The organism is Gilliamella sp. CG13, assembly GCF_046635805.1.
GTDB lineage: Bacteria > Pseudomonadota > Gammaproteobacteria > Enterobacterales > Orbaceae > Gilliamella > Gilliamella apicola_I.
The window spans coordinates 234,929-246,504 of sequence record NZ_JBIDFM010000002.1 but is presented as its reverse complement, the minus strand read 5'-3'; the positions used below and the strand labels follow the sequence as shown (position 1 = coordinate 246,504).

The 11,576-nt window shown below is 34.4% G+C and carries 13 protein-coding genes and 1 tRNA gene; 9 read left to right on the top strand and 5 right to left on the bottom strand.

Annotated elements, in window-relative coordinates; translation table 11 throughout:
- Positions 1 to 180: 180 nt before the first annotated feature.
- The 4 genes from ACGH6R_RS05120 to secG form a co-directional block, all read right to left on the bottom strand.
- Positions 181 to 831: a LemA family protein gene (locus ACGH6R_RS05120; RefSeq protein ID WP_411589937.1), complete on the bottom strand. Its 651-nt coding sequence runs from the start codon at positions 829 to 831 to the stop codon at positions 181 to 183.
- A 400-nt stretch (positions 832 to 1,231) separates the two neighbouring features.
- On the bottom strand, positions 1,232 to 1,720 hold the full coding sequence (locus tag ACGH6R_RS05115; RefSeq protein WP_267352374.1) for a hypothetical protein: 489 nt from the start codon (positions 1,718 to 1,720) through the stop codon (positions 1,232 to 1,234).
- Between the two features lie 567 nt (positions 1,721 to 2,287).
- Positions 2,288 to 2,373: transfer RNA gene (locus ACGH6R_RS05110), tRNA-Leu, on the bottom strand.
- A 7-nt stretch (positions 2,374 to 2,380) separates the two neighbouring features.
- Complete coding sequence (gene secG / locus ACGH6R_RS05105) at positions 2,381 to 2,728, bottom strand: preprotein translocase subunit SecG (RefSeq protein WP_267361386.1); 348 nt, start codon at positions 2,726 to 2,728, stop codon at positions 2,381 to 2,383.
- A gap of 179 nt (positions 2,729 to 2,907) precedes the next feature.
- Between secG and thiI the strand changes: the two genes are divergently transcribed.
- The 4 genes from thiI to trmL all read left to right on the top strand — a co-directional run bounded on the left by thiI (position 2,908) and on the right by trmL (position 7,125).
- A complete protein-coding gene (gene thiI, locus ACGH6R_RS05100) occupies positions 2,908 to 4,356 on the top strand; it encodes a tRNA uracil 4-sulfurtransferase ThiI (RefSeq protein ID WP_411599066.1) in 1,449 nt (482 codons plus the stop codon).
- Between the two features lie 140 nt (positions 4,357 to 4,496).
- The gene (locus ACGH6R_RS05095) at positions 4,497 to 5,216 is read left to right on the top strand and encodes a response regulator (protein WP_065558927.1); all 720 of its coding nucleotides are present in this window, start codon (positions 4,497 to 4,499) and stop codon (positions 5,214 to 5,216) included.
- 28 nt (positions 5,217 to 5,244) lie between these two features.
- Positions 5,245 to 6,627, top strand: a complete 1,383-nt coding sequence (gene cpxA, locus ACGH6R_RS05090; RefSeq protein ID WP_411589936.1) for an envelope stress sensor histidine kinase CpxA — start codon at positions 5,245 to 5,247, stop codon at positions 6,625 to 6,627.
- 12 nt (positions 6,628 to 6,639) lie between these two features.
- Positions 6,640 to 7,125 (top strand): tRNA (uridine(34)/cytosine(34)/5-carboxymethylaminomethyluridine(34)-2'-O)-methyltransferase TrmL, encoded by a 486-nt coding sequence (gene trmL, locus ACGH6R_RS05085; RefSeq protein WP_411589935.1) that lies wholly within the window; start codon positions 6,640 to 6,642, stop codon positions 7,123 to 7,125.
- A 156-nt stretch (positions 7,126 to 7,281) separates the two neighbouring features.
- Here trmL and efp read toward each other — a convergent pair whose 3' ends face one another.
- The gene (efp, locus tag ACGH6R_RS05080; protein ID WP_034882790.1) at positions 7,282 to 7,848 is read right to left on the bottom strand and encodes an elongation factor P; all 567 of its coding nucleotides are present in this window, start codon (positions 7,846 to 7,848) and stop codon (positions 7,282 to 7,284) included.
- A gap of 32 nt (positions 7,849 to 7,880) precedes the next feature.
- Here efp and epmB point away from each other — a divergent pair, with 32 nt between their 5' ends.
- The 5 genes from epmB (at position 7,881) to yidC (ending at position 11,533) form a co-directional block, all read left to right on the top strand.
- A complete protein-coding gene (epmB, locus tag ACGH6R_RS05075) occupies positions 7,881 to 8,906 on the top strand; it encodes an EF-P beta-lysylation protein EpmB (RefSeq protein ID WP_267380890.1) in 1,026 nt (341 codons plus the stop codon).
- A 200-nt stretch (positions 8,907 to 9,106) separates the two neighbouring features.
- On the top strand, positions 9,107 to 9,247 hold the full coding sequence (rpmH, locus tag ACGH6R_RS05070) for a 50S ribosomal protein L34 (protein ID WP_039105005.1): 141 nt from the start codon (positions 9,107 to 9,109) through the stop codon (positions 9,245 to 9,247).
- 11 nt (positions 9,248 to 9,258) lie between these two features.
- On the top strand, positions 9,259 to 9,615 hold the full coding sequence (rnpA, locus tag ACGH6R_RS05065; protein ID WP_411589934.1) for a ribonuclease P protein component: 357 nt from the start codon (positions 9,259 to 9,261) through the stop codon (positions 9,613 to 9,615).
- Positions 9,616 to 9,647: 32 nt separating this feature from the next.
- Positions 9,648 to 9,905 (top strand): membrane protein insertion efficiency factor YidD, encoded by a 258-nt coding sequence (gene yidD / locus ACGH6R_RS05060; protein ID WP_267352429.1) that lies wholly within the window; start codon positions 9,648 to 9,650, stop codon positions 9,903 to 9,905.
- Positions 9,905 to 11,533: a membrane protein insertase YidC gene (yidC, locus tag ACGH6R_RS05055; protein WP_267380889.1), complete on the top strand. Its 1,629-nt coding sequence runs from the start codon at positions 9,905 to 9,907 to the stop codon at positions 11,531 to 11,533. Before yidD ends, yidC begins: the two co-directional genes overlap by 1 nt.
- The last annotated feature ends 43 nt before the right edge of the window (positions 11,534 to 11,576 follow it).

Here is an 11,576-nt window from a genome sequence, read left to right as displayed (position 1 = left end):
ATTGACTAGGTATGGGTTAACAATATCCAGAAGAGTGTTTTACCTTCATTTTTGAAACCTACAACTATAGAATGCTAAAAATTTAATTAATTGCTATGAAAAACAAAAAATTATTTTAAATGAAGATTACCTTGTTATTCTGATAAAACAACAAGGCTGAAGGTGTAAAAATAGGATTAACTAATTTTGTTGATTGGACTGATTATCTTCTGAGTTATTATTTGTTTTTTCTTTAATTTTTTTTACCCTTCCTGAAGCTACTGAGGCCATTCTACCAATTGTGTCTCTTAATATTTTACCATCGTCGGTTTTAAACGATACTTGTTGTTCAGTACCATTTTGATCCATTTCAAAATAGGCCGCTTCACCAAATCCTAGTTTACTAGCATAGAATAGATGAGGAACACTACCGCGAGTGGAATTATATACTTGTACTGCTGCATTATAAGCTTCTCTTCGTATCAGAACGGAGTTTTCAATTTCATCTAATTGAACCATTAATTGTTGGTAAGTTGTATTGGCTTTTAAATCAGGATATCGATTAGCTAACATTTGAACATTCCCTAAGATCTGAGAAGTCTGTGATGTGCGGGTAGCTGCGTTGCTAATGCTGTCACTTTCAGTAATGGTAAAGTGTGTAAGCTTTTCGTGATTCCCATAGCTCGAAGCAATATCAGAAAGTCGTTGTGCTATATCTTGTCTCTTTTTGACCGTAGCATAAATATTAGCCTGTGTCTGCTTAACATTTTCGGCTAAACCACGTAGTTTATTATAGGCAAAGAATAACCAACCGGTGATAAAAATTAGAATAATAATAATAGTTGATAACATACATATCCTTATTAAATATCCAATAACTCTTATGTCTAACTATAAGATTGTTAAATTGATGATGCAAATTAACATAAAAATACAATTTTAACAACTAGTTGTTAATTATAAAATTTTTTAAACTGCTTAAGTTTTAAGGAAAATTTAGATATTCATATAGGATATTTCTTATTTTAGTTATCGCCATTATTATTGATTTGAAAAGATAATTTTAGAAATGCTTTTTTAGTAAATTAACGTGAGTTTTCAATACAAATTGAGTTAGAAGAATAAAATTCTAATTTGTGGTGACCGATTAAATTTCATTTTTTAAAGAAAACATAAGTTAATATAATCAAAAAGCAAATTATCGATTTGCTAATTCTTATTATATTAACTTATTTGCTGACATTATTTTGAACTAATAATTGCTCAAGTCTGATTGCCAAAGGATATACGGATCATAATCATCATCCCCATCAGGTAAAGCTCCTGTTTTTGGCGCCTGTGTAAAATCGGTTTCAGCTAATTGACCATTATCGAGATACTCTATTTTCCATATCAATAAATTCTTTCTGCTTTCGGGTTTATCAAGGTTGTAACTAATATGAGAAAGTGAATTATGATAAATAATTTGTCGCCAGCAAGCATCAGAATTTTTAATACAGTATTTGATACTAATTGGCTGATATTTTTTGCCATCTTTCAATAACACGGGTATGGCTTTTTGTTCTTGGCTATCAACAAAAAATGACAAAGAAAGATTATCGGCTAAATGAGCTTTATATTCAGTATAATCGGTATTTGTTTGTGATTGAGGTTGTTTTTGGAAACTATTTTGACTTTCATCTGCATAACTATTACTACCATACAAACTACATAAGAATAATATAGGAATGAATTTTTTCATGATATATTCCATTGTTTGGTTTAGTAAATTGGATTAAGTAATATAGCCAAATGATTAAAGGCTAATAGAAAAGCTATAACAAAAAAATTAGTTATAGCGTACTTAATAGAATAGCTTAAAAAGAAAATAATATGTAGTCATTTCTTGTTAGTGTAGTGATAACATAAGAAAAATTAACCAGTATTAACAAATATTAATCGCAATTTAAAAAAAGAGAATAATTTAAGTGATTAAGCCTTATATCAACCAATACCTTAACCTTATTCAAAAGCAAAAGAATAAAAATAATCAAACCAAATTAAACTCAAAAATAAATTGTTGCCGTCTGATAACGAATAATCTTTATCTTATAATTTAGTTGTTTTGATTTGAGTAACTGTTAATAGGACAGTTATACAAGCCATCGTTATACGATTTTTAGTTATATGAGATACGTATAACATAAATAATGTGGTTGTAAATATATCTTATGGACGCTTGAAGAATAGCAAACTAGGCTTTAAGCCTTATTTATGCTGATTTTAATGTGTTTTAAAGGATTTTGAAGAATGTTGTTGATTATTGAATTGGTGCCGTGGGCGGGACTTGAACCCGCATGCCCTTAGAGCACTACCCCCTCAAGATAGCGTGTCTACCAATTTCACCACCACGGCGCCGTAATTAATTTGGAATATCCGATGTCGGATTATCATTTGTTGTTTGTTGTGTTGCTTGTTCGCTTGTATTTTGTTGTGTTGTCACAGGCGTACTTTCATTCACGTCAATGTGACTGAATTTACTGGTACCGACCATGTTAGATAACACAATGCTTAATGCAAAGAATAGCACACCTAAAACGGTAGTTGTACGTGTTAAAAAGTTACCACTGCCTGATGAACCAAATAAGGTTGCAGATGCACCTGCCCCAAATGAAGAGCCCATTTCAGCACCTTTACCACGCTGTATTAATACTAGTACAATTATTGCTAAAGCAATAACCAAATAACCTGCTATTAAAATTCCGTACATTTTAACCTGTCACTTTTTAAGTGTTATACAACAAAAATTTATAGATGCGAAATATTAGCGAAAGTGTGACAAACAAGCAAGTATATTTTCTTATTTTCTGTATTTATCGTAATCAATTGTATGTTTCCGGGGTAAAAATCAGTATAATGTCGCCATTTTTATTATAGTATCGTTGTTTTATGAAATTTATTGTTAAGCTGTTTCCTGAAATTACCATTAAAAGTGAATCTGTTCGTTTACGTTTTATAAAAATATTGACCAGTAATATTCGTAACATTTTGAAACGTCATATTGAAGACGTTGCGGTTATTCGTCATTGGGATTTTATTGAAGTCCGTCCAAAAGTTGCCAACAGTGAAGCGCAAATTCTTGATTTATTAATCCGGATTCCCGGTATTCATCATATTTTAGCGGTCGATGAGCTGCCTTATGTGGATATTCACGACATATTCGAAAAAGCATTGAATTACTATGCGCCGTTAATCGAAAACAAATCATTTTGTGTACGGGTTAAACGTCGAGGAAAACATGATTTTACCTCGATTGATGTTGAGCGTTATGTCGGTGGGGGGCTTAATCAATATGTTGCTTCATCTAAAGTGAAATTAACTCGCCCTGACATTACCGTTAATTTAGAAATTGATAAAGATAAGTTGTTGCTTGTTAAAGGTCGATATGATGGTATTGGTGGGTTTCCAACAGGCACACAAGAAGATGTGATTTCGTTAATTTCAGGCGGTTTTGATTCTGGTGTGTCAAGCTATATGCTCATTAGACGTGGCTGTCGTGTTCATTATTGCTTTTTTAATCTTGGCGGTAAGACACATGAAATTGGTGTTAAACAGATGGCACACTATTTATGGGAGCGTTTTGGGAGTTCGCATAAAGTTCGTTTTATTGCTATCGATTTTGCCGACGTGGTAGGTGAGATTCTTGAAAAGGTGGATGACGGTCAAATGGGCGTTATTCTTAAACGAATGATGATTCGAGCTGCCTCAAAAATTGCTCAGCGCTATAAGGTCGAAGCGTTAGTGACTGGTGAGGCTTTAGGGCAAGTCTCAAGTCAAACTTTAACCAATTTACGCTTAATCGATAATGTCAGTGATACTTTAGTGTTACGTCCTCTTATTACGCATGATAAAGAAACTATTATTAATCTTGCTCGTCAGATTGGAACGGAAGATATTGCTAAAACGATGCCAGAATTTTGTGGTGTGATTTCGAAAAGTCCAACCGTGAAGGCTGTAAAAGAAAAAATTGAAGCCGAAGAGTTGAATTTTGATTTTTCTATTTTAGATAAGGCGGTTGACGAAGCTGAAAATATCGATATCCGCGAAATTGCTAAACAAGCCGATACAACTATCACGCAAGTAGAAACTGTTAGTAAACTTAATGATGAACATGTGGTTATTGATATTCGTTCCCCAGATGAACAAGAAGATCAGCCTCTTGAATTAAGCGATGTTGAAGTTAAGCTTATTCCATTTTATAAGTTGGCCACTCAATTCGGCGATTTAGATCAATCTAAGCAATATTTACTTTATTGTGCACGAGGTGTAATGAGTAAATTACAGGCTTTATACCTTATTGAACAGGGTTTTTGTAACGTTAAAATATTTAAAGAATAAAATTGCTAAGAATTTTGTATATTGTTAGCACTTTTTGCATATATAATAACGGTAAGGAAAAAATAAAAGCTATATCAATAATAGGATTAATTTTAATTAAAATATAAATATTATGAATCAATAGGATTAAGAGGGTTGTAATGAACAAATTACTTGTAGTTGATGATGATCCAGAGATAGCCTCGTTGTTGTGTGAATTATTAGAATTAGAAGGATTTGAAGTTGTAACAGCTAATAATGGAGTACAGGCTTTAGATAAGTTTGATAATACCATTGATCTTATATTACTTGATATTATGATGCCTGAAATGAATGGATTAAGTGTTTTATCTCAACTTAGAAATAAATACACGGTTCCAGTTATTTTTTTAACAGCTAAAGACAACGAGTTTGACAAAATTATTGGACTTGAACTTGGTGCAGATGATTATATCTTGAAACCATTTAATGATAGGGAGTTAGTTGCGCGGATTAACGCACTATTACGTCGTAAACGTTGGGATAATTTAGTTGGTGGCTTTGGTGAGAAGTCTCTTCAATATACGATTGATAAATTAACCGTTAATCGAAAGCAACAATCTGTTTCTTTTGATGACAAATATATTGAATTAACAGGCACCGAATTTCAAATATTATTAAAACTTCTTGAAAATGCAGGAAAAATAATTTCTCGTGATACCTTGAGTGAAACAGTGCTTGGTAAAGAGTTTATTCCTCTTGCGCGTTCAATTGATGTTCATGTTTCTAATTTACGTAAGAAGCTTCCACCCCGTAGTGATGGCTTACCGTGGATTAAAACATTGCGATCTAAGGGCTATCTATTTGTCGTAGATCAGAATGATGATCTGTTACAAAGTTAGATGTTGTTTATTAAAAAGGTAAGAAGATATGTGGATTTTTGATCGTCTGACTATCCGAATATTCACTATATTCTTACTTACAATAGCTTTTTTTTTGATGCTGATTATCGTTTTGCCGACTCTGGATTCCCGAAATTTAACTTATTTGGCGAATAAAGAAAAAGAAACTGGCAATATACTCGCTAATCAGCTCGAAAAAGAGCTAATCAATGTTCCTAAAAATAGTTTTCGTTGGTGGATGCGTTTTATTGTTGTTATGGATAATCATCAAAAATCCGAACAATTCTTATTTATCTTAACACCCAATGAGCAAATCATAACCGCAGATACTAAAAACATAGATTTAGTAAAAAACTTTAGTGAAAAATCTCATAATGTTGATGATCCTGCTAAAAAGATTTATGGTTCGCAAGAAATCATCGGTCCATTTCTGGTTAATTACGCTAAAGAGCAATATAAATTGTATGTTTTACAACCAGCATCGGATATTCAATCGCAGTTTGTTAGCCTTATCTTCGATCATCCCTTTTTGTTGTTAGCATTAACGATGTTAATTAGCTCGCCATTTTTACTTTGGTTATCTTGGAGTATCGCAAAACCAGCAAGACGTTTAAAAAGTGCAGCTGATCAGGTTGCTAAAGGTAATTTACAAGAGTGGCCAGATCTCGAAACAATTGGTTCTTCTGAGTATAAAGCAACAGGTGCAAGTTTTAACCATATGTTACGGGAACTGAAACGAATGCAAGAATCTCAGCAACGTTTGTTTTCCGATATCTCTCATGAATTACGAACACCATTAACACGTTTACAGCTTGCCGCATCATTATTGCGTCGTAAGCAAGGCGAAGGCACAGAAGTCACTCGTATTAATAATGAAGCCTTAAAACTCGATGCCATGATTGGAGATTTATTATCATTAGCCAGACATCAATATGATAATAATGAGATTCGGGAATTAAATAGTATTAATGTGTTATTTAAGCAAGTACTTGATAATGCCACATTTGAAGCAGAACAAATTGGAAAAGATTTCTTAATTATGAATCCACCCAGCAATCAGACTATTTTGTGTTATCCAGCGGCGTTATGTAGTGCGCTTGAAAATGTAATACGCAATGCTTTTCGTTATTCAAATCATAAAATTGTGGTGGATTTTGTTGCGCATCATAAACACCTAACTATTACTATTGACGATGATGGGTTAGGGGTGGCAGATAATGAATTAGAACAGATCTTTAGACCCTTTTATCGTACCAGCGAAGCACGAGATCGTGAATCAGGTGGGACAGGTTTAGGTTTAGCTATTGTTTGTAATGCGATTACACGAGACCACGGAACTGTTAAAGCAGAGAAAAGTCCGTTAGGGGGACTAAGAGTTGTGATAGTATTGCCTATCCAAAATAAAAAATAGAAGAGAATTGTTGTGTCTAAAGCGCCATTAAATATTGTTTTGTTCGAACCCGAAATTCCTGCTAATACAGGTAATATTATCCGTCTTTGTGCAAATACGGGCTTTAATTTACATATTATTGAACCAATGGGATTCTTTTGGGATGATAAAAAACTTAGGCGTGCAGGATTGGATTATCAAGAGTTTGTCGATGTAAAACGTTATAAAAATATTCATCATTTTTTAGAATCAAATCAACTTGATTTAGCCACCCAAGTTTATGCATTAACCACAAAAGGGCAAAAGTCACATAGTGAAGTTAGTTATAAACACAATGATTTTTTGATGTTTGGCCCAGAAACACGGGGATTACCAGCTTCTATACTTGATGCGCTTCCACAAGATCATAAAATTCGCATTCCTATGTTAGCCAATAGCCGTAGCATGAATTTATCTAACTCCGTTGCGGTGGTAGTTTATGAATCATGGCGACAATTAGGTTATATCGGTGCTAAATAACTATTAGTCGTTGTTTGAAAACTGGAAATGAAGGATAAAAAAGAGTTTAGATATTTTATCAATGTTAACAAGTAACTTTGTGAGCGTTGTTTGGAATATAGCTAGACTATTTAAGCCTCGCTATATTCTTTCAATCGTTAAGATACTTAACCGATTTTATTTAACACGTGAAACGTATTCGCCTGAACGTGTATCAACTTTAAGTACTTCACCAATTTGTACAAACAGTGGTACACGGACAACAGCACCAGTTGATAATGTTGCCGGTTTACCGCCAGTTCCTGCTGTATCACCTTTTAAACCTGGATCTGTTTCGATAACTTCAAGTTCAACAAAATTAGGTGGGGTAACGGCGATAGGTTGTCCGTTCCATAATGTTAAGATACATTCTGCTTGATCAACTAACCATTTAGCGTTGTCTCCAACCGCTTTCGCATCAGCAGATAATTGTTCAAATGTGTCGTTATTCATGAAGTGCCAAAATTCACCGTCGGTATATAAATAAGTTAGATTCATATCGACAACATCGGCAGCTTCAACTGATTCACCTGATTTGAACGTTTTATCAACGGTTTTACCAGAAAGTAATTTTTTAATTTTAACGCGGTTAATTGCTTGCCCTTTTCCGGGTTTATAAAATTCGTTTTCAACAATTACGCACGGCTCACCATCTTGCATTATTTTAAGACCGGCTTTAAACTCATTAGTACTATAAGATGCCATAAAAGCTCCAACTATCATTCTGAATTACAAAAATGAGCCATATTATACAGCAAAAAGTTGAACTACCAAATAAAGATGACTGGATTTTTGATCTTGCTAATGTTGTGACCGATATCAAGCAACTTTATTGTTATTTAGATTTGGATCCAGATACGATTTCTATATCAATGAAACAAGCGAAAAAACAGTTTCCGCTTCGAGTTCCTATGGCTTTTATTCATCGAATGAAGAAGGGTGACTATACGGATCCGCTATTGTTACAAGTGCTTTGTAATGATAATGAAATGATTGAAGTTAGTGGTTTTAGTGCCGATCCGTTGCTAGAACAAGATAACGCTATTCCGGGATTATTGCATAAATATCACAATCGAGCCTTGTTGATGACTAAAACGGCGTGTGCGATTAATTGCCGTTACTGTTTTAGGCGACATTTTCCTTATCATGAAAATCAGGGTAATAAAAAAAATTTAACGGTTGCATTAGATTATATTGCGAATCATCCAGAACTTGATGAAATCATATTATCTGGTGGTGATCCATTAATGGCTAAAGATCATGAGTTGGATTATTTAATCAGTGAATTAGAAAAAATTAAGCATGTTAAGCGGCTACGCATTCATACCCGTTTAGCGGTAGTGATTCCTTCTCGTATTACCGCTACACTTTGTCGACTTTTTGCTAAAAGTCGTTTACAAATTGTTGTTGTCACGCATATTAATCATCCTAATGAAATTGATGATGATGTGTCACAAGCGGTTAATCAATTAAAGCAACATAATGTGACCGTTCTTAATCAAAGTGTGTTATTGAAAAATATTAATGATAATGTGACGACGTTAGCACAATTGAGTAATAAGCTGTTTGATAATGGTATTTTGCCTTATTACATACATTTATTAGATAAAGTACAAGGTGCCGCTCATTTTTTAGTAGAAGACAAGCACGCTAAACAATTAATGAAGCAGTTATCTGAACAGGTATCGGGTTATTTAGTTCCTAAATTAGCACGTGAAGTCGGCGGTGAAAAAAGTAAGCGAGTCCTAACTTTTAATGATTAATTTATTCGAAATTAAAGGGTGACATGATATCTGATACTTACGGCAGTGATGACTATTTTAGGTTATTTTTATATCATTTATCTTTTAAAATCTCATTGACGAAAAATAAAATAGCCTCTATAATTCCGACCTCTTTAATTAATGCTGTGGAGTTTTTACTCTACAACTTGTTGATAAATTAGATTTGGATATAAATCGTCATGAAACGCACATTTCAACCATCAGTATTAAAACGCAACAGAACTCACGGTTTCCGTGCACGTATGGCTACTAAAAACGGTCGTCAAGTTCTTGCTCGCCGTCGTGCTAAAGGCCGTGCTCGTTTAACTGTTTCTAGCTAATTTAAAGTTGAGTGACTAAACTCACTTTTCCTCGGGAGTTGCGCTTGTTAACTCCCTTTGATTTCAATTATGTTTTTCAAGAATCCACACGAGCGGGATCGCCTTTCCTTACGCTAATTACTCGTAAAAACCAGTTATCGCATCCACGTTTGGGATTTGCTATAGCTAAAAAGCAGGTTAAGCGAGCACATGAGCGTAATCGGATCAAACGACTTGCTAAAGAGTATTTCCGTCATCATCAACATCAATTACCTAACATTGATTTTATTTTAATGGCGAAGCAACCTGTTATAGAATTAGATAATCAACAACTTTTCGCTACATTAGATAAACTATGCCAAAAAATTGTCGGCAAACACCAAATTTGAACAAAATTTTATTGATTATCAAACAGCATGTAATGGCTTGTAAATTATTGATAATAAATATTTTTGTTTTAATGATTCGTGTTTATCAAAAAGTCATTAGCCCTTTATTTGGTCCAAAATGTCGCTTTACCCCAACGTGTTCTCAGTATGCAATAATTGCGCTAAGACGCTTTGGATTATTAAAAGGAGGTTGGCTAACAGTGAAACGTGTATTAAAATGTCACCCTTTACATGAGGGAGGAGAAGATCTTGTTCCTCCTAATATTAAAAACAATAGAGAAAAACACTAATGGGATCTCAACGTAATATTTTAGTTATTGCTTTACTTTTTGTATCGTTTTTTATTTGGAAGGCTTGGGAAGAGGATCATGCCCCTAAACCACCTATTACCAATCAAATGACACAACATGTTAGTGATAATGATTCGAATGATGCTTCACTGCTTGGTAAGAGCATTATTGTCAAATCTGATGTTCTTTCACTTACCATTAATACTTATGGCGGTGATGTGCAAGCGGCTCAATTATTAAAATATGAGCAGACTCTCCATTCAGGTACACCTTTTCAATTGTTAACCTCACGTCCTGATTATGTTTATATTGCCGAAAGTGGTTTAACCGGTAAAGATGGCCCTGATAATGCGACGCAAAACTCTCAACGTCCTGTTTATCAAACAGCGCAGACCGAATATACGTTAGCTGACGGGCAAGATGAACTGCGCGTACCGCTCAGTTATCAAATCAATGGCGTGAAATACACTAAATATTATGTGTTACATCGTGGCAGTTATGCAATTGATGTTGAGTACGCAATTGATAACCAAAGTTCAACGTCTGTTGAAGTTGCGATGTATGGGCAGTTAAAACAGACTATTGAGTTACCTCATGATGCCGTGACTGAAGGCGGTGGTGGATTAGGGCTAAGTGCTTTCCGTGGTACGGCTTACTCTAGCGCTGATACAAATTATAGCAAATACAGTTTTGATGATATTAAAAATAAAGCGTTATCTATCGAAACAACAACAGGCTGGGTCGCGATGTTGCAACACTATTTTGCATCGGCTTGGGTTCCAACACAGGATCAGAAGAATTTATTCTATTCTCGAGCTGCAGCGAAGAATTCGCAAGCAACCATTGGTTTTAAAGGTGAATCCACGACAGTGCAAGCAGGCAGTACGCAAACGATTAGTGCAAAATTGTGGTTAGGGCCTGAAATTCAAAGCGAATTAAAGCAAACAGCAAAACATCTTGATTTAATTGTGGATTATGGTTGGTTATGGTTCTTATCTCAACCTCTATTTTATTTATTGAAATTTATCCAAAGTTTTGTTGGTAATTGGGGAATTGCAATCATTGCTATCACGTTTATCGTTCGTGGTATTTTATTCCCATTAACACGTGCGCAATATCGCTCAATGGCTAGAATGAAGTTATTACAACCTCGTTTACAAGCGTTAAAAGAGCGTTATGGTGATGACCGACAAAAAATGGGCATGGAAACCATGGCGCTTTATAAGCAAGAAAAAGTGAATCCGTTAGGGGGTTGTTTACCACTATTGATTCAAATGCCAATTTTCTTGTCATTATTCTATATGTTAGGTAATAGTGTCGAACTCCGTCATGCGCCATTTGCCCTTTGGATTCATGACTTATCAGCACAAGATCCATATTATATTTTACCGTTATTAATGGGTGGGACAATGTTCTTAATTCAAAAGATGTCACCAACACCTGTCACAGACCCATTACAACAAAAATTGATGACCTATATGCCATTAATCTTTACAGTATTCTTCTTATGGTTCCCATCTGGCTTAGTTTTATACTATATTGTCAGTAATTTATTTACGATTGCGCAGCAACGTATTATCTATTGGGAATTAGAGAAAAAAGGTCTTCACGAAAAGAAAAAGAAATAATGAGAATTTGAAGGAGGAGTAAAATCCTCCTTTTTCGTATCTG